Source organism: Actinosynnema sp. NPDC023794, assembly GCF_040639675.1.
Lineage (GTDB): Bacteria > Actinomycetota > Actinomycetes > Mycobacteriales > Pseudonocardiaceae > Actinosynnema > Actinosynnema luteola.
In genome coordinates this window covers 41101-62386 of record NZ_JBFAFR010000019.1, presented here as the reverse complement: position 1 = coordinate 62386, position 21286 = coordinate 41101, and the positions used below count along the sequence as shown (strand labels likewise).

At 71.7% G+C, this 21286-nt stretch carries 19 protein-coding genes; 14 read left to right on the top strand and 5 right to left on the bottom strand.

Features of this window, described 5'->3' with window-relative positions:
* Nucleotides 1-18 precede the first annotated feature (18 nt).
* The 3 genes from AB0H12_RS30490 to AB0H12_RS30480 are packed head-to-tail and all read left to right on the top strand — an operon-like array spanning nt 19 to nt 2033.
* A complete protein-coding gene (locus tag AB0H12_RS30490) occupies nt 19-948 on the top strand; it encodes a 3-oxoacyl-[acyl-carrier-protein] synthase III C-terminal domain-containing protein (RefSeq protein ID WP_499627559.1) in 930 nt (309 codons plus the stop codon).
* A 27-nt stretch (nt 949-975) separates the two neighbouring features.
* Nucleotides 976-1257, top strand: a complete 282-nt coding sequence (locus AB0H12_RS30485) for a phosphopantetheine-binding protein (RefSeq protein ID WP_499627558.1) — start codon at nt 976-978, stop codon at nt 1255-1257.
* Nucleotides 1254-2033, top strand: a complete 780-nt coding sequence (locus AB0H12_RS30480; RefSeq protein WP_499627556.1) for a hypothetical protein — start codon at nt 1254-1256, stop codon at nt 2031-2033. Before AB0H12_RS30485 ends, AB0H12_RS30480 begins: the two co-directional genes overlap by 4 nt.
* Nucleotides 2034-2036: 3 nt before the next feature.
* On the opposite strand, the gene AB0H12_RS30475 is transcribed toward AB0H12_RS30480, so the two are convergent.
* Nucleotides 2037-2333, bottom strand: coding sequence for a hypothetical protein (locus tag AB0H12_RS30475; protein WP_499627555.1), 297 nt, complete (start codon nt 2331-2333; stop codon nt 2037-2039).
* A 56-nt stretch (nt 2334-2389) separates the two neighbouring features.
* Here AB0H12_RS30475 and AB0H12_RS30470 point away from each other — a divergent pair, with 56 nt between their 5' ends.
* Complete coding sequence (locus AB0H12_RS30470; protein ID WP_499627553.1) at nt 2390-2701, top strand: MmyB family transcriptional regulator; 312 nt, start codon at nt 2390-2392, stop codon at nt 2699-2701.
* 110 nt (nt 2702-2811) lie between these two features.
* Here AB0H12_RS30470 and AB0H12_RS30465 read toward each other — a convergent pair whose 3' ends face one another.
* From AB0H12_RS30465 to AB0H12_RS30455, 3 genes are read right to left on the bottom strand one after another with little or no spacing between them, the layout of a single operon-like run.
* Nucleotides 2812-4233 carry a condensation domain-containing protein gene (locus AB0H12_RS30465; RefSeq protein WP_499627551.1) on the bottom strand — a complete coding sequence of 474 codons (1422 nt, stop codon included), beginning with the start codon at nt 4231-4233 and terminating at the stop codon, nt 2812-2814.
* Nucleotides 4226-5461, bottom strand: coding sequence for a beta-ketoacyl-[acyl-carrier-protein] synthase family protein (locus tag AB0H12_RS30460; protein WP_499627549.1), 1236 nt, complete (start codon nt 5459-5461; stop codon nt 4226-4228). The genes AB0H12_RS30465 and AB0H12_RS30460 overlap by 8 nt, the downstream gene beginning before the upstream one ends.
* A complete protein-coding gene (locus AB0H12_RS30455; RefSeq protein ID WP_499627548.1) occupies nt 5458-5847 on the bottom strand; it encodes an acyl carrier protein in 390 nt (129 codons plus the stop codon). The genes AB0H12_RS30460 and AB0H12_RS30455 overlap by 4 nt, the downstream gene beginning before the upstream one ends.
* 22 nt (nt 5848-5869) lie before the next feature.
* Here AB0H12_RS30455 and AB0H12_RS30450 point away from each other — a divergent pair, with 22 nt between their 5' ends.
* The 10 genes from AB0H12_RS30450 to AB0H12_RS30405 all read left to right on the top strand — a co-directional run bounded on the left by AB0H12_RS30450 (nt 5870) and on the right by AB0H12_RS30405 (nt 19693).
* Nucleotides 5870-7291 (top strand): AMP-binding protein, encoded by a 1422-nt coding sequence (locus AB0H12_RS30450; RefSeq protein ID WP_499627546.1) that lies wholly within the window; start codon nt 5870-5872, stop codon nt 7289-7291.
* Nucleotides 7282-8058 carry a hypothetical protein gene (locus tag AB0H12_RS30445; protein WP_499627545.1) on the top strand — a complete coding sequence of 259 codons (777 nt, stop codon included), beginning with the start codon at nt 7282-7284 and terminating at the stop codon, nt 8056-8058. The genes AB0H12_RS30450 and AB0H12_RS30445 overlap by 10 nt, the downstream gene beginning before the upstream one ends.
* Nucleotides 8052-8561, top strand: a complete 510-nt coding sequence (locus tag AB0H12_RS30440; RefSeq protein ID WP_499627544.1) for a phosphopantetheine-binding protein — start codon at nt 8052-8054, stop codon at nt 8559-8561. Before AB0H12_RS30445 ends, AB0H12_RS30440 begins: the two co-directional genes overlap by 7 nt.
* 2 nt (nt 8562-8563) lie before the next feature.
* Entirely contained in the window at nt 8564-10033 is a 1470-nt protein-coding gene (locus tag AB0H12_RS30435) for an AMP-binding protein (RefSeq protein WP_499627541.1), read from the top strand.
* Complete coding sequence (locus tag AB0H12_RS30430; protein WP_499627539.1) at nt 10030-10965, top strand: thioesterase domain-containing protein; 936 nt, start codon at nt 10030-10032, stop codon at nt 10963-10965. The genes AB0H12_RS30435 and AB0H12_RS30430 overlap by 4 nt, the downstream gene beginning before the upstream one ends.
* Nucleotides 10966-10970: 5 nt before the next feature.
* Nucleotides 10971-12725, top strand: coding sequence for a condensation domain-containing protein (locus tag AB0H12_RS30425; RefSeq protein ID WP_499627538.1), 1755 nt, complete (start codon nt 10971-10973; stop codon nt 12723-12725).
* Nucleotides 12726-13006: 281 nt separating this feature from the next.
* Nucleotides 13007-14959, top strand: coding sequence for a WD40 repeat domain-containing serine/threonine protein kinase (locus AB0H12_RS30420; protein ID WP_499627536.1), 1953 nt, complete (start codon nt 13007-13009; stop codon nt 14957-14959).
* Between the two features lie 2 nt (nt 14960-14961).
* Nucleotides 14962-16941, top strand: coding sequence for a WD40 repeat domain-containing serine/threonine protein kinase (locus tag AB0H12_RS30415; RefSeq protein WP_499627535.1), 1980 nt, complete (start codon nt 14962-14964; stop codon nt 16939-16941).
* A gap of 812 nt (nt 16942-17753) precedes the next feature.
* Nucleotides 17754-18620: a rhamnogalacturonan acetylesterase gene (locus AB0H12_RS30410; RefSeq protein WP_499627533.1), complete on the top strand. Its 867-nt coding sequence runs from the start codon at nt 17754-17756 to the stop codon at nt 18618-18620.
* 59 nt (nt 18621-18679) lie between these two features.
* Entirely contained in the window at nt 18680-19693 is a 1014-nt protein-coding gene (locus AB0H12_RS30405) for a pectinesterase family protein (RefSeq protein WP_499627531.1), read from the top strand.
* Between the two features lie 125 nt (nt 19694-19818).
* On the opposite strand, the gene AB0H12_RS30400 is transcribed toward AB0H12_RS30405, so the two are convergent.
* The gene (locus AB0H12_RS30400) at nt 19819-20733 is read right to left on the bottom strand and encodes a DUF5995 family protein (RefSeq protein WP_499627529.1); all 915 of its coding nucleotides are present in this window, start codon (nt 20731-20733) and stop codon (nt 19819-19821) included.
* Between the last annotated feature and the right edge of the window lie 553 nt (nt 20734-21286).

Sequence of the window (21286 nt, the reverse complement as noted above, 5' to 3'; positions counted from 1 at the left end):
GTGGTGGGATCCCGAAGTGTGACCGCTCTCGACGCGGTGTCGGTGTACACACCGGCTTTCCGCGTTCCCATCGAGGACTTGGCCGACCCGCTCGGCCTGACCGACATCCAGGTCAGGCTCTTCCGGCGGTTCCACGGGCTCGACCAGGTACGGTTCGACCCGGACCGGTCACCCGCCGAGCTGTTGCGCGCCGCCGCCGACGGGCTCACCGAACTGCGCGGTCAGGAGCACCGGGTCCGGTACGTCGTCCACGGCCGGGCGATGCCGGTCGTCGTGCCGTACCCGCACAACCCCCTGCACGACGTCTGCCGCCGGCTGGGACTCGGTCACGCGCTGGCTTTCACCGTCACGCAACAGAGTTGCGCGAGCGGGCTGCTGGCGGTCGAGCTGGCGGGCCGGCTGCTCGCCGGTGATCCGGACGAGGACGCCTTGGCGCTGGTGCTGACGGGTGAGAAGGCGTTCACCCGTCACGCGCGGCTGCTGCCGGGCACGTCGCTCTTCGGCGAGGGCGCGTCCGCGTGCCTGGTGAGCGCCAACGGGCGACGTGACCGGATGCTGTCCTTCGTGTGCGCGCAACGCGGGGAGTTCGACGGCGAGTTCGGCGATCGCGAGGACGAGTTCCAACGCCAGTACCGCCCGTCGCTGGCCGAGGTGATCAACCGGGCGGTCGCCGACGCGGGGCTCGTCCTGGACGACATCCGGTTGGTCCTGCCGCACAACGTCAACGTCGTGACCTGGCAACGCCTGTGCACGCTCATGGGCTTCCCGGTGCAGCGCGTGCTGCTGTCGAACGTGCCGGACAACGGTCACCTTTTCTGCACCGACGCGTTCGCCAACTACCGGACCGCCCGGGAGCGCGACCTGCTCCGCGAGGGCGACCACTACCTCGTCGCGACCGTCGGCGCCGGAGCCGGGGCGACGTTCTCCGCGATGGTGTTCCAGCACTGATCCCCCGTCCTTACCCAGGAGGCCGACATGACCGCACCCGACGCCCAGGTCGACATCGCGTTACGGGACCGCGTGGTCCAGGCGATGACCACCGTCCTCAAGCGGCTGGTCGAGCGCGAGGAACCCATCACCGAGGACATGCACATGGCCGACGAGCTGGGGGTCAGCTCGTCGCTCGGCTTGGAGCTGCTGCTGGAGGTGGAGGAGCAGCTCGGCATCCAGATCGACGTGGAGCGGATGCGCCCGGACGAGTTGCTGACCGTCGGCGAGCTGGCCACGTTCATCGCCGGCCACAGCCGGCCCTGGTGATGCGCCTGGTCCGCGCCGGGCGCAGGGGTTTCACCGGTGACGCCGCCGTCCTCGCCGACGACGACCACCGCGCACAGGTGACCGACTACTTCGCGGACCTGGTCCGACCGTTCGGGGTCGCACCCGTCGCCGACCTGTCCGGCCACTCCTACGGCGAGATGGCCAGGGCGTTGGTGGCGGAGGTCGTGCCCGCGGCGGAGCCCGTCGACCTGCTGGTGCTGGCGTTCTCGATCCACGACGTGTGGCCGGGCCGGGCGACCGCGACCTACCTCAGCCACATCTGCCCCGGCACGCCGATGTCGTTCGCCATCTGCGACCAGGGCAGCGCGTCGCCGTTCACCGGTCTGCGCGTCATCCGCGACTACGGCGTGCGACGGGCGCTGCTGGTCGTGGTCGAACAGGCTGCGCTGCCCTACGAGTCGACGGCCGCGACACCGTTGGCGCACCGGGGCGTGGCCATGCTGTACGAGGACGGGGCGGGCACTCGGGTGACCGATGTCCGCCAGTACCCCGACGTGGGGCCGGAGGCCGTGCCGGAGGTGGCTCGCCTCGGGGTGGCCGACCTGTCGGCCGGTCATCCCGGCGCGCGGGTCGTGCTGAGCGACGCGCTCGCCGCGGTGTGGCCGGGCAGCCCCGACCACACCCGTGCGCCGTCCGGGCAGCCCACCACGGGCGTGTGGTGGCACGTGGCCGAGGAGCGCGAGAGCACGGTGCTGGTGGGCGACTACGACCAGGAACTGCGCTACCTCTGCTTCGCCGTGGTCGCGTCCGCTTAGTCCTTAGTGGCGCAGGACCTCAAGACCGACTTCAACTCTTCGAGCACCAGATCGACGGCCGCCCGCCGCGATCTGCCAGGTCGCGTGCCATGTCGAATCTCGGACGGTCGCGCCGGCGCCGGTGGCCGGGAGCCGGTTCAGCAGACGTTCGATGACGGCGTTGCCGAGCCGGCCGGTGGTGCCGATGACGCCGGTCACGTGATCTCTTCCACCGGGATCGGCCCGGCGGCCCGGTCGAGTGATGAACGCGATGCGCTGACCGATTTCCGCGACGTCCACGGGCCCGCCGATCAGCTCCACGTCCTGGTCACCCAGCTGGGAGATGGCAGCGTCGAGTCCTCGACGGCGAGGCAGAGGTGGTGCAGGCGCGACGGGTCCACGCTGGTGAGGACGTCGTCGGTGGGCGCTTGGCGGATCGCCGCGCAACTTCGCTCGCGACACCTTCTCCACGGATGGCACTGGGCCGCCGGCGCGGTCGCGCACATCGAGAGGACCACAAGATCGTCGAACACCCTGTGGTCGGGTCGGTCACGGTGGATTGCGACGTCATGACCGAAGGCGACGCGGACCGGAAGATCGTCGTCATGACCGCCGGGCCGGACACCGAGGACGAGACCAAGGTACGACTGGCCGTCCTGTCGGGCACTCCCGATCCCGCTCGTGGCTGAGGCGATCGGCGGACGCAGTCGCGGTGGCGGCCTTCCGGATCCACGGAACGCGAGAGCGACCGGCAGCCGGCGGCCCGGCCGCCCCGGCACCACGGTGGCCGGAGCCGGCGTTACCTCGATCCGGTGCCGGTGACGGCCGGTCGGGGTCGTGCGCCGGTCGGCACGTCCGAGTGGAACGCGGCCTCGATGGCCACCTCCTCCACCGCGTGCAGGAATGCTTCCACCTGCTCCGCGGGGAAGAGGTCGATGTCGGTGACCACCTGGAGGTACACGGTGTCCGGGTGGTCCTCGATGTTGACGAACAGCTGGTCGGTCCACCGGTACACGAACTTGTGCCACTGGAGGTGCGTCTCGGGCTGCCTGGCGCGGATCTCGTCCTCCGCCACGGCTGGGGCCCCCTCCACCGCGTCGGCCCGGGACCTGGTGCTGAACCGCCGGTCGTTGACCCGGCACGTGATCCGGGCCGGGTAGCCGCGTTCGGCGGCCAGGCGTTCGGCCAGCTCCGCCAACTGGTCGGGGTCGTAGTAGGAGTGCATCAGTGCCGACGTCGTGGCTTGGCGGGCCTGCGCGATCACGTCGTCCACCGTGCCGTCGAAGTCGAGGGTGAGCACTGCGTTCTGGACCACCGAGGCGATGACGTCGGCCAGCCCGGGTCGGTACCGGTTGCCCGAGGCCACGTGCAGGGTCAGGGGGTTGACGCCGGTGGTCCGGGCGATCGCGGTGGCGATCACCGCGAGCAGCACCGGTCCGGTGTCCGCGCGGATCCGGCGGGCGATCTCGACCACGGCCAGGTAGGCGGCCCGCGACTGGAACCGCACGTTGCGGCACCGCCGCCCCGCCTCGTAGTCCGGCACCTCCGGGGCGCCGAACGTCAGCGGCGGCAGGGACCGGAGGTGGCCTTCCCAGTAGCGCATGGCCCGGTCGCTGACCCGCCGCGCCTGCGGCGTCGTCTCCCACCGGGCGAGGTCGGCGAGCCGCACCGCGTCCGGGTCCACCGGGCGGCCGACCAGTTCGCCGAGGTCGAGGTCGGTCATGAGCAGCAACCCGCCCACGCCGTCGACGACCATGTGGCCGAGGGTGAGCACCATGTACACGGCTTCGCCCCGGTACTCCATCACGCCCATGCGCAGTGGCCACGGGGTGTGCTCTTCCAGCGGGGTAGCCATCCACTTGAGCCACAACCTGTTGCCGTGGTCGACGGCGTCGGTGCGGTCGAGGTGGTCGGCGAAGGTCATGACCTCCAGCTCGATCTCACCGGACCCGTGCACGACCTGGCACGGCCTGCCGTCGTCGTCGGTGCCGAACCGCGTCCGCAGCGCGGGGTGCTTGCTCATGAGCCGGCCAAGGCGTTCGGCGACGTCGGCGACGGTGAGGCCGTCCGGCACGTAGTGCGCACCGCTGATGTTGTAGGTCCAGTCGCTGGTCCGCATGTCCTGGAGGATGGCCTTCTGGCCCCAGCTCAGCGGCGCGGTCCCCGCACCGGGTCCGGAGAACGGCACGGCGACCCGGTCGTGGACGATCCGCTTACCCATCGGTGCTCCCGAAGATCACGCTCACGTTGTGGCCACCGAAGCCGAACGAGTTGGACATGACCGCGCCCACCGCGGCGGGCACCGCCTCACCGCGCACGTGGTTGAGGTCGCAGGCCGGGTCGGGGTCGTCCAGGTTGTGGGTCGGTGGGAGCAGTCCCTTGCGCATGGCCGTGATGCCGATCGACGCCTCGATCACACCGGACGCGCCGAGCATGTGCCCGGTAACCCCTTTGGTCGAGCTGACCGGGGGCATGGCATCGCCGTACACGCTCCGGATCGCGGTCGCCTCGGCGGTGTCGCCCGCCTTCGTGCCGGTGCCGTGCGCGTTGAGGTAGTCGATGTCGCCTGTGGACAGTCCGGCATCCCGAAGTGCGATCCGCATGCTCTCCGCCGCGCTGGAGCCGTCCGGCCGGGGCGTGGTCGGGTGGTGCGCGTCGTTCGTCGCACCCCAGCCGAGCACCTCGGCGTGCACCGCCGCGCCGCGCGCCCGCGCGAAGTCGGGCCGCTCCAGCACGAGCACACCGGCGCCCTCGCCGAGCACGAAACCGTTGCGGCGCCGGTCGAACGGGCGACTCGCCATGGCCGGGTCGGACCAGCCCCGGGCGAGGGCGAGCGCGTTGCCGAAGGCGTCGGCGAACGTCGGGAACAGCGGCGCTTCGGTGCACCCGCACACCACCACGTCCGCTTCGCCCGACCGGAGGATGCGCATCGCCTCGCCGATGGACTGCCCGCCGGCGGCGCACGCCGTGCCGGACGACGAGGTGTACCCCCGAATGCCGAACTTGATGGCGACCCGCGCCGCCGCCATGTTGGGCAGCACACCGGGCAGCATGAACGGGCTGACGCCCAACCGTCCGCGCCGGGACCGCTCGACCGCCTGTTCCGCGAGCGTCCCGAGCCCACCGACCCCGGAGAGCACGACCGCGACCCGGTACGGGTCGACGTCCCGGCCGACCTCGATCCCGGCGTCGGCCAAGGCGTCGCCCGCGGCCCGCACGGCCATCACGATCGAGCGGTCGACGACACGCGCTTCCTTCGGCGGTATAACGCTTTCCGGGTCGATGACCGGCCCGATCGCGGCGGCGTCGAGCACACCGTGCAGCGGGTGGTCCTCCGGCGGGCGCACGACCGCGGACCGGCCGGCGCACACCGCCTGGAAGACCTCCTCGACCCCGGTGCCGACCGGGCTGACCAGCCCGATCCCGGTCACGGCGACGCTTGTGCTCACGTCGCCGTTGCGGTCTGCGCGCGCCGGGCCACCTCGGCGCAGAACTCGCCGACCGTCATGGCGGCGAACCGCTCGGCCTCGTCCTCGTTGAACCGGACGCCGAAGTGGTCCTCCACCCGCAGCGAGAGCTCGGCCAGGGCGAGCGATTCGAGGTCGGCGCCTGCCGGCCCGAGCACCGTGTCGTCGTCCATGTCGGCGGTGCTGTACTTCATGACCGTCAACGAGTCGAAAAGGAACTGGCGGATCTCGGAATCCATGGCGGCACTTCCCCTCTCCGGGAGGTCACCGGGAATCTGCACCACCGGGGTCGAGGCCGTCAAGCACGAGCCCGGCACCGAATACGGGCTATGGACCGCGGTCCGGAACAGCCGCAGAATGTGCGCCATGCCCTCGGCGATGCTGGATCTCGTGACGCACGATGAGGCGCCGCCGCGGTCCCCTGCCGTCCACCTCGTCGGCGGACGGACGCTGTCCTACGGCGAGTTGGCCGCACTGGTCCGCGAGGTCGAGCGGTCCCTGCGCCACGACACCAAGGCGTTGGTGCTGTGCGCCGGAGACCGCGACCTGCCCACGCTGTTGACCTACCTCGCCGCACTGCGCCTCGGCCACACGGTCGCGTTCATGCCGGCCTCGGCCGAGATCCTCTCGGCGTACCAACCGGAATTCGTCGTGCCGGGTCCCGGTGGCGGGCCGGACCTGGCCGACCTCGGCTACGTGCCCGGCGAGCCGGCGGGAGGTTCGCCGGTGCTGCGCAGGCGTTCGGCGCAACCGGCGGGCGACATCTTCCCGGACACCGCACTGCTGCTGTCGACTTCCGGAACGACGGGGAGCCCCAAAGCGGTCCGGCTCTCGTACGACGGTCTGGCCGACAACTCCGAAGCCATCGCGCGCGTACTGGACATCACCGCCGCGGAACGCGCACCGACCACTCTTCCCATTACCCATGCCTATGGGTTATCGGTGCTCAACAGTCATCTCCGGTCCGGCGCCAGCATCGTGTTGAGCGACCGGACGCCGCTCTCGCTGGCCATGTGGGACCACCTGACCAGAGCGGGCGCCACGTCGTTCGCCGCCGTGCCGACGACCTACGCGGCGTTCGGCCCAGCCCACCTGAACCTGCTGGAGCGCACGGAGATCCGCACGATGACACAGTCGGGCGCACGTCTGGGCGACGAGCTGACCATGCGGCTGGCGCGGATGATGGAGCGGCGGCAGGGCCGGTTCTTCCCCATGTACGGCCAGACCGAGGCCACCTCGCGGATCACGTGCCTGGACCCGGCCGACCTCCCGGACCGCCTCGGCTCGGTCGGGACGGCGGTGCCCGGCGGCGTCATCACCATCGCGCCCGCCGAGGCGCACCACCGGGCCGCACCCGGCGAGGGCGCCGTGCACTACCGCGGTCCCGGCCTGATGCTCGGCTACGCGACCGGTCGCGACGACCTCGGCCGAGGCCCCGGAGTGGACGTCCTGGACACGGGCGACCTCGGCTACCTGCGCGACGGCTACCTCTACCTGACCGGTCGGACCAAGCGGATCGTCAAGGTGCTCGGCGTCCGCACGAGCCTGGACGACCTGGAGCGCGTGGTCGAGCGGTCCGACCACCCGTCGGCCGTGGTCCGCGGCGACGACGACGTGGTGTACCTGTTCGGCGCGGGCGACCCGGACGTGCACGAGCAGCAGCGGCGGCGATTGGCCGAGGTGCTGGGGGTGCCGAGCCGGCACGTGGTGGTCCGCCACGTCGACCGCCTGCCGCACACGCCCGGGGGCAAGGTCGACTACCGGGCGCTGACCGCGGCCGTGGAAACCCAGGAGGTCGGGCAGTGGAACTGACGCACTGGCGACAGCTGTCCGATCGCGGGCCGGACCTCGTGCTGTGCCTCGACTTCCCCGGCGGACGGGCCGCGGCGGGGTTCGCGGACCTGGCGTCCGGTGTCCCGGTGGACGCCTGCTTCCTGCACCTCGCCCAGCCGGGCTCGGGGCCGCTCGACGCGTGCGTCGACCGCTGGGTGGCGGACGCGGCGACGACCGGCCGCCCGGTGCGCGCGGTGCTGGGGTACTGCGCGGGGTCGTCGCTGGCCACCTGCGTCGCCGACGCCGTCGCCAAGTCCGCACCGGCCCCGGTGACCCTGCTCTTCGACGCGGAGGCGACCACCGCCGGCTCGCTGGCCCACCAGTTCACGTCCACCCTGGAGACCTCCGGGGACCAGCTGACCGCCGAGGAGCTGGACGGCGCGCGTGCCCTGGCGGACGGGCTCGTCGAGGCGCACTCGGACGACCTGCCCCGCATCGCCACCGCCCTGGTCGACCGGTACGACGCGGTGATGGGCGAGGTCGCCGCACGGCTGTCGCTCAACCAGTTCTTCCGGCAGCAGCTCACCGGCGGGTTCACCGCCTACGTGGAGTACATGCTGCTGGCCGCGCAGGGCCGGTTCGACACGCGCTCCGGGACGCCGTTGTTCGTGTCCTCCAAGGAGCACAAGCCACCCGTGGACGGCGCACGGCACCTGGCGCTGGACGTGGACCACGCCGCCCTGCTGCGCGAGCCCGCGGTGCACGACCTCGTCGCCGAACTGCTGATAGGAGATCGCCCGTGGTGAACGTGGCCGAGATAGCCGACGTCCTGTCCGCGCACCCGGGCGTGAGCCGGGCGGGCGCCGCCGTGGTGCGCCACGACGGGCGTGACGTCACGGTCGCCGCCGTCGAGCTGACCGAGTACCTGAGCGGACCGGTGTTGCGCAACCACGTGCGGCACCAGCTCGGCGAGAACTGCGGGCTCAACGGTGTGTTCGTCGTGGACCGGCTCCCCATGGCGGACGGCGCGGTGGACGCCGAGCAGCTGGCGGCGGCCGTCGCAGACGGCCGGTGCACCCTGTTCGAGGACCCGCGCGACGACGTCGAGCGGCGGGTGGCGGCGATCTGGTCGGCGCAGATGGACGTGCGGCCGGTCGGCGCGACCGACGACTTCCTGGAGCTGGGCGGCGACTCGCTGTCGGCGCTGGGCATCATCGCGGCCCTCGAAGCGGAGTTCGACCGGCCGCTGGACGTGTACGAGTTCATGACCGCGTCCAGCGTCCGGCGGCTGGCCGAGATGCTGCGGTAGCGATGACCCTCCCCGTGCACCGGCGGATCGCCGACATCGCCCGCGCCGAACCCGGTCGGACGGCCCTGATCGGGTTCGACCCCGATCTGGCCGAGCAGGTCCTGTCGTGGGGGGAACTCGCCGAGTCGGTGGCGGACGCGGTGGCCGCGCTGCGGGCGGCGCTCGACCCGGACGTGCCGTCCTGCGTCGTCGTGGAGGCGGCCAACACCCTGGCCGCGGCGACCGGCATCGCGACGGCGCTCGCGGCCGAGGTGCCCGTCTTCCCGCTGAACCCGGCCACGCCCGCAGCCGAGCGGGACGTCCTGTTCGGACTGCTCGGCCGCCGGTACGGGCACGTGCACCTGATGGACGCCGGGAACCGGCCGGGGGCGGCGATCGTGTCGGCCACGCCGCCGTCGACCCGGGACGGCGCCGCGGCCTACCTGCTGGCGACCGGCGCGAGCACGGGCGTGCCGAAGGTCTCGGCGCGACCGGGGCCGCTGCGCTACGACCCCGCGCGGACGCCGTCGCTGGTGATCCGGCAGACCGGTTGGCGGACCGGCCAGCGGCAGCTCATCGTCGGTCCGCTGTACCACGCGGCGCCGTTCACCGCGTTCGTGGACGCGCTGCTGGACCTGAACACCGTTGTGCTGCAACCGTTCTTCGCCGCGCAGTGGACCGTCGACCTGGTGCGGCAGCGCCGCATCGAGTGGGTTCAGCTGACGCCGACGCACATGCGCGAGATCCTGATGCTCGCCGACGCGGACCCGGCGGCCTTCGACAGCCTGCGTGCGCTCCTGCACACCGCGGCCTCCTGCGACGCGGACACCAAGCGCGGGTGGATCGACCTGCTCGGCCCCGAGCGGGTCTTCGAGCTGTACGGCGCGACCGAGGGCATCGGCGTGACGCTGGCCCGCGGCGACGAGTGGCTGGCCCGGCCGGGCACGGTCGGGCGCGGCGTGCTGACCCAGCTCCGCGTCCTGGACGACGACGGCACCCCGGTCGCGCCGGGCGAGGCCGGCACCGTGTTCATGCGCACCCCCCAGCGGGTGGGCCGCTCCGACTACGTCAACGACCAGGTCGTCCGCACCACCCCGGACGGGTTCGCCACGGTGGGCGACCGCGGCAGGCTCGACCGCGACGGCTACCTCTACCTCGAACCCCGCGACCACGGCACGATCAACGTGGGCGGCGAGAAGGTCGACCCGAACGAGGTCGAAGCCGCGTTGCTGGCCCACCCCGCGGTGGTCGACGCCGTCGCGCTGGCCGTGCCGCACCCGACCCTCGGGTCGGTGGTCGGCGTGCGAGTGGTGCTGCGGCCCGAGGTGAGCGTCCGCAAGGCCGACCTCGCCGCGCACTGCGGCCGGCGGCTGGCCGGCTACAAGATCCCGAAGCACTTCACGTTCGTCGACCGACTCCCCCGCTCCGCGGCCGGGAAGATCCAACGCTGGCGGCTCGCCGCCGATCACGAGGGCGGTGCACCCACACGATGAACCCGACCGTGGACGATGTGCTCGACACCGGCTACCGGCACCCCCGCGACCCGGTGGAGCTGTGGCTGGCCCGGCAGTGGCAGGAGGTCATCGGGTTCGTCGTCGGCATCCGGGAGAACTTCTTCGAGCTGGGCGGCAACTCCCTGGACGCGGCCCGGGTCGTCAACGCCGTGTTCGAGGAACTGGGCGTCCAACTGCCCCTGAACGTGATGACCGAGCACCCCACCGTGGAGAGCCTCGCGGCCCGGCTGCGCGACCACAACGGGCAGCTGTCCGACCCGCTGGTGGAGATCCAGCGCGGCGACGGGACCGCTCCCCCGTTGTTCCTGGTCCACCCGGCCAACGGCCAGGTCGGTCCGTACGCCGGGCTCGCCCAGGCGCTGGGCGAGGACTTCACCGTGTTCGGGCTCCAAGCGGCCGGGCTCTACTCGGAGGTCGACCCGGTCGCCTCGGTGCGGGCCATGGCAAACACCTACGTCGAGGCCGTCCGCGCGGCCTGGCCGACCGGCCCCTACCTGCTCGGCGGCTGTTCGACCGGCGCGTCGGTCGCCCACGAGATGGCCGCCCGGCTCACCGAGGACGGCGCCGAGGTGCGGCTGCTGGCCCTGGTCGACGCCGAGCTCCTGGACATCGGACCCCGGTTCGACCAGCCGCCCGGTGACCCGGTCGCGGTCCTGGACCGGTGGAAGGAGCTCGACCTCGTGCCGTCGGACGCGACCCCCGAGTTCGCCAGGCGTTCGGCGCGCGTCTGGCAGGCGAACGAGGACGCCGCCCGCGACTGGGATCCCCGGCCGTACTCCGGTCCGCTCGACGTCTTCCTCAGCCCTTCGGGCGACCGGACGGCGTTCGCGGACTGGCCGTCGGCGGCGACGCGCGAGCACACGCCGCAGGACGGGGACGTGGCAGGCGTGCTGCGCGGGTTGATCGGCTGACAGGGATGAGCACCTCGGTCGACACCGGTCAGCGCAGGCGGCGCGTGCGGCTCACGCCCGTCGACGCCATCCAGGTCAGCGCCACCGGAGCGCGTGCGGCCGAGGGACCCGTCACCCTCGGTCAGCTCAACACCATGCAGTGGCTGGAGCCCGACGCCGACCACCTCGCCGCGTTCCTGCGCGTCGAACTGCCCGTGCCCGCCGGGAGGTCGGTGGACGACGTGGTCGGGACGGCCACCGTGCTCGTGGCCAGGCACGAATCCCTGCGGACCACCTACGTCCGGGGAGAGGACCCGCGTCAGGTGGTCGCGGCGACCGGCGCGTTCACGCTCCACGTGTGCGCCCTCGGCGAGGGTCCGTGGGGACCTCGCGACCGCTCGGCCGTGGCCGGGAGGCTGCTCGCGTGGCTGCAGGAACGGCGCGACACGGCGGCCACCACGCTGCGGATGGCGGTGGCCACCGACGAGCACGGCACGGTCATCGCCTGCGTCGCGGGCTTCTCGCACATGGCCGTCGACTTCGGCTCCATCGAGGTGCTCAAGCGCGAGTTCGCCGAGATGCTCGCGCACCCGGACCGCCGACAGGTGGGCGAACCCCGCCACCAGCCGCTGGACCAAGCCGAGCTGGAGGCGACGCCCGCCGAGCGACGTCGGACCCGGGCCGCCAACGACTACGTCCGCGAGCTGGCGCGGCGGCAACCCCGCTGCCTGCTCGCCCTGCCGGGGGCCACGCGGTCCGGCGAGTCGCTGGCGGTGGAGCTGTCGTCCCCGGCCGCCGCGATGGCGGTGCGACAGGTGGCGGCGCGCACCCGGTCCAGCCGGTCCTCCGTCGTGCTCGCCGCGACGTGCGCGGTGCTGGCGCGGCGCACCGGCTACCGCGAACTGGTGTTCCCGTCGCTGTCGAGCAACCGCTTCGACCGCCACCTGGTCGACTTCGTCGGTTCCCTGGCGCAGGGCAACCTCGTCGCCGTCGAGGTCGGCGACCGGAGCTTCGACGCGCTGGTCAAGCACACGTGGGCCGCGGTGCTGGAGGCGAGCAGGCACGGCCGGTACGACGGCGTCGAGCGTGGCGCGTGGGACGAGCGGATCCAGCACGAACGGGGTATGCACTTCTCCTACGACCCGTTGTTCAACAGCCTCGTGCCCGAGTCGTGGTCCGGCGTCACCGCGGGCGTCAAGCACCGGCCGGAGGAGTTCACCGCCGCGCTGCGGCAGACGGAGCTGCGGTGGCGTCCGGTGCCCCACAACGGGACACCGGTGCGGTTCGGCCTGACCGAGGTGGACGGCCGGGTCCGGCTCGACCTGTGGAGCGCGGACACCGGGCTGGTGCCGCGGGCCGAGATGGAGTCGTTGTTGCTGGCCGTCGAGCGCCTGCTGGTGGGTGCGGCCGGAGGTGACCTCGACGCCTCGCGGGTCCGCGAGGTCACCGGCCTGGACCCCATCGCCCGCACGCCCGACTGGGTGCTGGTCGACTCGTGCTGGGTCGACCTCGCCGAGGTGCAACAGCTGCTCGAGGAAGCCCTGGCGCCTTCGACGGCCCGCATCTTCGGCTCGGTCGACGGCCGCGACCTGGTCGCCTACCTGACCGCGACCGACGCCGTGCGGACACCCGAACAGGCCCATGCCCGTTGCCTGGCCGCACTACCCGACCGCTTCAACGCCCTCGCCCCACGCCACTACGTCCTGTGCCCCACCGCCCCGGTCGACGCGACGGACCCCGCCGCGTGGCCCGCACCCCTCACCACCGGCACCGGGCGTTGATCACTGGGGCGTGACGTCACGACCGCAGCCGGCCGACAACGCGGGATCACGCAGGCCGGTTCGACCAATCCGAGGCTTCCTCGGCAATCAAGCGGCCGGTCGGGACCGGACCGGTGAGATTGTCGGCGTCGGGACGATAGCGCCCAAGGCCGGAGCGGACTCCGTTAGGTTGGATCTTCGGGTCCGTTCGAGGGGTGCGGTGTCGTCCCGCCGGGCAGTAGGGCGAAGGGCAGGTCGGTCGGGTGTCGTTACCTGGTGGTGTGGAATCGGGGTGGCCGCTGGTGGCGCCGCCGCATCGCGCCCCGGAGCCGGGTGATCCGGCGACGGTGGGGACGTATCGGGTCGAGGGGGTGTTGGGCGAAGGGGAACTGGGCCGGGTCTACCTGGGGCGGACACCGGCCGGGGGCGCGGTGGCGGTGAAGGTCGTGCACCGGGAGTTCGCCGCGGACGGCGGGTTCCGGGCGCGCTTCGAACGGGAGGTGGCGACGGCCCGGCGGGTGCAGGGGTTGTACACGGTGCCGGTCGTGGACGCCGACCCGCGGGCGGAGCGGCCCTGGCTGGCGAGCGCCTACGTCGCCGGACCCTCGTTGCAGCACACGGTGACCGAGCACGGGCCGGGCTCCGCGGCGACGGTGCTGCGGCTGGTCGCCGCGGTGGCGGAGGGGTTGCAGTCGTTGCACGCGGCGGGCGTGGTGCACCGGGACCTCAAGCCGTCCAACGTCCTGCTCATCGCCGGTGGGCTGCGGTTGTCCGACTACGCCATCGCGCACGCCGTGGAGGGCACGTCGGTGACGCGGACCGGCGCACCGGCGTACCTGGCGCCCGAGTACATCCGGGGGGACGAGGTCACCGGGGCCGCGGACGTGTTCGCGCTGGGGCTGTCGGCGTATTTCGCGGTGACCGGCCAGTTGGCCTTCGGCGGGGGTCACGCGCACGCGATGACGTACCGGATCATGGAGCAGGAGCCCGACCTGGAGGGCTGTCCTGAACCGCTGCGGGACATCGTCGTCGAATGCCTGCGCAAAGACCCGCGGCAGCGGCCCGCTCCGGCCGAGATCGTCGAACGGTGCCGGGTCACCACCCGCGGCGACGGTCACGCAAGCCCACCGCCGACCGTGCAACCGACCGTGCAGCCGACCGAACCGGTGGTCACCCGACCTGTCATCCCGCCCGGACCTCCGCCACCCCCGCACGTCCCCGGCGAGTCAGGTCCGCGGGGCCTCACTCGGCGGCAACTGCTGCTGGGCGCGAGCGGCGTGGTGGCGGGCGTGGCTGGGCTCGGCATCACCATCGCGGCCCTCTGGCCGGGCAACTCGGACGACGGCGACGTCCCGTCCGTGGTGACCGGTCCGTTCCGCCTCGCCGGGACCCTCACCGACCACACCGCCAGCGTGAACAACGTGGCCTTCAGCCCGGACGGCTTGCTGCTCGCCGGCATGAGCGGCGAGGACGTGCGGTTCTGGGACGTGGCCGGTCGCGAGCAGCGCGCCGTGCTCACCGGGCAGGCGAGGCCCACCTTCGGGATGGCCTTCAGCCCGGACGGCAGGCTGCTCGCCACCGCTGACGACCGGACGGTGCGGCTGTGGGACGTCGAGAGCCGGGAGATCCGGGCCGCCCTGTCCGGCCACACCGGTGAGATCGCCGATATCGCGTTCAGCCCGGACGGTCGGCTCCTCGCCTCCGCCGGCGCGGACAAGACCGTGCGGTTGTGGGATGTGGCGAGCGGTGGGGAGCGCGCCGTCCTCACCGGTCACGGCACGAACGTGGCGAGCGTGGGTTTCCACCCGAGCGGTCGACTTCTGGCGTCCTGCTCCGGCGGGTCCGCGTACTTGTGGGACGTGGCCGAGGGACGGCTCCACAACGTTCTCGACGGACACGAGGGGAACGTCTGGGCCGTGGCGTTCAGCCCGGACGGCGCGGTCCTCGCCGCGGCGGACACCGGCACCGGCAGCACCGGCGGCCGGGTGGTCTTCTGGGACGTCGAGGTGCTCGGTCAGCAGAACGCCGTGTTGGGCGGCAACGAGAAGCCGATCCGCGACCTGGCGTTCAGCCCGGATGGTCGGCTGCTCGCCACGGCCGCCGAGGAGCTGAAGGTCTGGGACGTGGCCGGCGGCGGGCTGCTCGCCGTCCTCGGCGGACACGACCTCGGCGTCAACGACGTGGCCTTCAGCTCGACGGGGCTGCTGGCGTCCGCCGGCCTCGACGCCCGGGTGCTGCTGTGGGAGCAGGTGTAGTCGTGGCGCAGCCGGGTGGTGTGGGGTGGCCGGTCGTCGTGCCGCCGCGTCGCGGACTGGAGCCGGGTGATCCGGAGACCGTCGGCCCGTACCGGGTCGAGGCCGTGCTGGGCACGAGCGGGATGGGCCGGGTCTACTTGGGACGGACACCCGCCGGGGTCGCGGTGGCGGTGAAGGTCGTGCACCGGGAACTCGCCGGGGACAGCGGCTTTCGACGGCGGTTCGAGCAGGAGATCGCGACGGCTCGCCTGGTGCACGGGCTGTACACCGTGCCGGTGGTCGACGCGGACGTCCGTGCGGAGCGGCCCTGGTTGGCGACGGCGTACGTGCCCGCGGCTTCCCTGCAGTACGTGGTGGCCGAGTCGGGGCCGTTGACCGGCGAGACCGGACTGCGGTTGGCGGCGGGGCTGGCGGAGGCGTTGCAGTCGCTGCACGCGGCCGGGGTGGTGCACCGGGACCTGAAGCCGTCGAACGTGCTGCTGACCGGCGACGGACCGCTGGTGATCGACGTCGGCATCGCGCGAGCAGCGGACGTCACCTCGTTGACCGGGACCGGTGTGCTGACCGGAACGCCCGCGTACCTGGCGCCGGAGTACATCCGCGGCCAGGAGGTCACCGGAGCGGCCGACGTGTTCGCGCTGGGCGTCCTGGCGTACTTCGCGGTGACCGGCCGGTCGGCGTTCGGCGGCGGTCACTCGCACGCCGTGACGTACCGGATCCTGGAGCAGGAACCCGACCTGTCCGGCTGCCCGGAGCCCTTGCGGAGCGTCATCGTCGCCTGCCTGGCCAAAGATCCGGGACGGCGACCTGCACCGGCCGAGATCGTCCAGCGATGCCAGGCGGGTGCCCGACCCCTCCCACCGGCGGCACCGGCGCCCGCAGGCCAGGCACCCCCGTACCGACCCGGCGCGTCCGGTCCGCGGGGTCTCACCCGGCGGCGGCTGCTGCTGGGGGCGACCGGACTGGTCGGCGTGGCGGGGCTCGGCATCGCCGTCGCGGTCCTGTGGCCGGAAGACGACGACCGGCAACCCGTCGTGACGTCCCCGAGCGAGCCACCCGGCGACGGCGACTCGTTCCGCCTCGACGCCGAGTTGCCCGGCCACGCCCAAGGGGTGGCCAGCGCCGTGGCGTTCAGCCCGGACGGGCAGACGTTGGCGACCGGCGGCGGGGACCGCGCGATCAGGCTGTGGGACGTGCGCCGGCGCCTGCAACGCGCCGTCTTCACCGCCCAGGAGCACGGGCTGACCGACGTGGCGTTCAGCCCGGACGGGCAGGTCCTCGCCTCCTGCGCCGACCTCGACGAGTCCGGCCAACGGCACGACACCGTGGTCAGGCTCTGGGACGTGGCGACCCGCCAGCCGCGCGCCGCCCTCGCCGAACACACCTCCGGTGTCGGCGGCGTGGCGTTCAGCCCGGACGGCGCGCTGCTCGCCTCCGCAGGCGCCGACAACACGATCCGGCTCTGGGACGTGGCAGGTGGCGCGCAGCGAGCGGTACTGGCCGGGCGCACCAGCCGGTACGCCCGCATCGCGTTCAGCCCGGACGGGAGGCTCGTCGCGTCCGCCAGTTCCGAGAACGCGGTAGGGGTGTGGAACGTGACCGACGGTCGGCAGATCGCCGATCTCACCGGGCACACCGAGGAGGTCCGGGCCGTGGCGTTCAGCAAGGACGGCCTCCTCGCGTCCGCGAGCCGAGACCGCACGGTACGACTCTGGGACGTGACCGCCGGCCGGCAACGCACGGCCCTCAACCACGACTCGGGCCTCACCGCGGTCGTGTTCAGCCCGGACGGCAAGGTGGTCGCAACCAGCAACTGGATCGACAACACGGTGGTCCTCTGGGACGTGGACACCGGCGACCAACGCGCCACCCTCACCGGCAAGGGCCGCGGCCACGTCGAGAACCTGACGTTCAGCCCGGACGGCACCATGCTGGCCACGGCGAATTCCAACGGCACGGTGACGCTGTGGACACGCGGGTAGGCACGTAAGCCGGACGGGGGGACGGCTACCCGAGGTCGTCAGGGAACGCGAGCGTCCTGATGTCCTGGATCGCTGCGGCTGCGCGCTTGAGATGGGCCGTCGCCTCGGCGTGCGCCCGTACACGCCGCGAGCTCGGCACGCCGGAGGCAGGGCAACGCGACCGACCGGCTTCCCAACGGCGCGTGCAGTTGGTACTGCCCGAGGCAATGGTGAAGTCGCACAGCCCAGGACTCCGGAGATACCGCGCGGCCATCGACGGGCAACCCGAAACCCGCCGAACAGTTCGATTCGAAGAACTGCCACCACCGCCCCGAGCCATCCATCGGCACACCGCGATGCCGTCGAACGAGACCCTCGGCATCGGTCTGACCGAGAACACCACCGCCCGCATAACGATCCACCACAACCGGATCCACGACACCGACCGGCGCGACTCAGCACCGACAACGTCGCCTACGCGCATCTGTACAACAACTATCGGCGAAACGTGCTCGGCTACGGCAACTACTCGCGCGGCGGGCGGGGTAGCTCGAGTTGCGCCCGAACCCGATCGACCTACAAGAAACCACTACTTGCGTCTCAATTACCCGAACGCCGACGGATATGCGACGAACCGGGCGTCGGCTCTTGTGACATGCGCACAGCCCCTCCATACTACGAACGCCGACGATCAGCGCCCGTCGAATTCACTTCGAATGTGACCGCTGGTGCCTGTCGGCCTGTTTCCTCCGCCGCCGAGAACGGGCACGCTGATCGGCCCGTCGGTCCCGGGGAATTCCTCGGCCGTCCGCGTCCAGAAGGGAAGTCCGCGCATGCTCCTGAAACGCCCGATGTGGCAACGGTTCACGGGCCGACGGCTCGGCACACGTGCCGCCGTGATCGGCGCAGTGGCAGCCTCGTCGATCGTTCCCCTGGCCGTCGCGGGGGTGACCGCCTCGGCGGCGACCCCGGTTCAGGTCTACATCGCGGGAGACTCCACCGCGTCCACTTACGTGTCCTCACAGGCTCCCAGGGCCGGATGGGGGCAGGCGCTGCCGGTGTTCCTCACCTCCGACGCCGTGGCGGTGAACGTGGCCAGGTCGGGGGCCAGCTCCAAGAGCTTCATCGACCAGGGCCGGCTCGACCACATCCTGGCTCGGATCAAGCCCGGTGACTACCTCCTCATCTCCTTCGGGCACAACGACGAGAAGATCGACGACCCGACCCGCTACACCGAGCCGTCGACGACGTACAAGTCGTACCTCTCCCAGTACGTCGACAAGAGCCGCGCCAAGGGCGCGAACCCGGTTCTGGTCACGCCCGTGGAACGACGCCGATTCACCAGCGCGGGGACCACTTCCCCGTCGCACGGCGCCTACCCGGCGGCGATGCGCGAGCTCGCGGCGGCCAAACGCGTGCCGCTGATCGACCTGACCGCGTCCAGCACGGCGCTGTGGAACCGCGTGGGCGTCGAAGGAACGAAGAAGTACTTCATGCACCTGGCGGCCGGGCAGTACCCCAACTACCCCGACGGCGTCCAGGACAACACGCACTTCCAGGCGTTCGGTGCGATCGAGGTCGCCCGGCTCGTCGCCACCTCCCTGCGCGACCAGGGCGTCATGCGGTCCACCGATTTCCGGCGGCTGACCTCCACCATCCCCACCAGCGCGATCGTCTGGCCCAGGACCGCACCGTACTGAGGATCACCGCCGTCCCCTGTCTTCGGCGACGTCCTCGAAGATCGATGAGAGGTTCCCACATGTCCCTGCACGGCAAACGCCGGACCGTCGTGGTCCGCGGCGCCACGGCCCTCGCCGCACTACCGCTGGCCGCCATCGCGCTGACCACCCCCGCGCACGCCGCCACGATCACCGTAGCGGCTGACGGCTCCGGGAATCACACCACCATCCAGGCCGCGCTCGCGGCAGCGGCGCCCGGCACGGTCATCAACGTCAAGCCGGGCACCTACCGCGGTCAGGTGTCCATCCCGTCGAGCAAGTCCGGCATCACCCTGCGGGGTACGACCGGGACCTCGACCGACGTCGTGATCACCGGGAACACCCCCGCGTCCACGGCCGGCACCGCGGGCAGCGCGACCGTGCTCAACCTGGCCAAGAACACCTCGGTCACGGGGCTGACCATCGCCAACACGTACGCCGGGCGCGACAGCCAGGCACTGGCCCTGTACGCCGGCGGCGACCGGCAGGTCTACCGCAACGTACGCCTGCTGGGCTACCAGGACACGTTCCTGTCCTGGGGCGGCACCGGGAGCTCGCAGGTCCGCCAGTACGTCTACAAGAGCTACATCGAAGGCGCGGTCGACTTCATCTACGGCAACGGCGCCCTGGTCATCGACTCCACGACCATCCGCTCACTGGACCGCCGCAGCACGAACAACGGTTACATCACCGCCGCGGCCACCCACTCCTCCAACCGGTACGGCATCCTGATCACCAGGTCGACGGTGACGAGTTCGGCTGCGGCGCGGACCGTCGCCCTGGGCCGCTGCTGGCACGCCGGCGGCGCGGCCGACGCGATCGGTCAGGTCCTGGTCCGTGACTCGACGCTCGGCGGGCACATCCGCCAAGCCGGAGCCTGGCAGGACATGGGCGGCTTCTCCTGGAAGACCTGCCGGTTCAACGAGTACGACAACACCGGTGCCGGAGCCACCACCGGCACCGGCGACCGCCCGCAGATGAGCAGCGCGACCGCGGCGGACTACACCGCCCAGAAGTACCTGGCCGGCGGCGACGGCTGGAACCCCGTGCAGTAGCCCGTCGACGTGCACGAGGTCCGCTCATCCCCACGCCCTCCGTCCGCGGCGCCATCGCGTCGTGGACGGAGGGCGGGGATCCGGCGTCCTGAGATCGGGTGAACGTCCGGCGGACTTGGTGGGTGTCACGCGGCGGCCGGGCTCTCCAGGGTGATGCGGCTGTAGTCGTCCTTGCGGATCGCGCGGCCGATCGTGCGCACGGGCAGGCTCCACGCGCTCTGGTCGGCGATCAGCTTGGCCAACTGGGCGGACTCCCAGTTGAGCTTCTGGTGGACCAGGTTGACCTCTTCCTCGTCCGTGGTGGTCAGGTACGAGATCGCCGACCACCACACGCGTTCCCGGTAGTGCTTCAGGCCGGTACCGCTCAGCACGACGTCCAGGCCGCGCAGCGTCTTGCGCAGCAGGGTGATGCCGCCGCCGTAGTCGCGGGTGAGCGTTTCGGCGATCTGAGGGATCGACCGGACCAGGATGTTGTTGACCTGGTCGTGGTCGAACTTGCGGCGGGGAAGCAGCAGGTGCCCGGCGTCGTCCCCGTGCTGTCGGAGGTTGAGGAACGTGCCGTAGGCGAGGTCGTAGTTGATGTGCGCGTTCAGCCCGAGCAGCAGGTCCTGCAAGACCGTGGAGGACTTGTCCTCGGCCATCCGGTGAGCGACCTTCCACGCGCGCTCCGACTCCGGATCCCGGTCGAACGTGGTCAGCGACCGGAAGTACAGCGACGCGAAGTGGCCGGCCTGGGCCCGCACCCAATCGCCGTCGAAGAAGATGGGGCTCTTGTAGTCGCCTCGCCGGTGGACGGCCGCGTGCACGTTCAGCGTGATGATGTAGTACGCCCGCAAGAACACTGCTCGGTAGTCGTTGCGCTCGTGGAAGTACCGGAGGGCGACCTGCATGCAGGGGATCGCCTCTTCGATCGTGGCGGGTCGCTGTGCGGCGATGCTGTCGAAGTCGGTCAAGGGAACTCCCGAGGTGGATGCGGCACCCGTGGCCCGGCCCTCGCCGGGTCCGACGTAGAGGATCTGCGACACCACCCGCAGATACACCGCGGTGGAAGTTCACCTCGGTCGGACCAGCGGCCTGCCCTGCGGGTGAGCCTGCCCGGCATCGGCGTCGCCAACGCGTGGTCGGTTGCCCTGCTGGTCGACTGGCCGGTCACATGACGCCTGAACCCGTCCGGCCAGGTCAGGTAACTGACCCGACTGCGCGCCACAAGGCCGGAATCCCTGCGACTGTGGCACGCCTCAACTTGCTGATCAGGCCGACCGCGCTTGAGCATGTTAGCGCTAACTATCCAGCTTCGCTGCGGATCCCGGTGTCCGGGCACGAGATATAGCCGATCTTGCCACTGCGTGTTAGCGTTAACGCACGCCTCGTCGACCAACGGCCCCTGCGGCGGCCTCACGTCCGGGGGTGTGAGACCGCCGCGGCTCGGCGACCGGCCGGCCCCTCAGCAACACGTTGCCACTGGTCGGCGAGTGCCCGGAGACGGCGGCAACGCCGAGCGCGGGGCCGACGTCCAGCTTCGCGACCACGACGGAGACCAACCCACATCGCGGATCGGGAGTGATCACCATCAAGACTTCACGCGTCGACCGG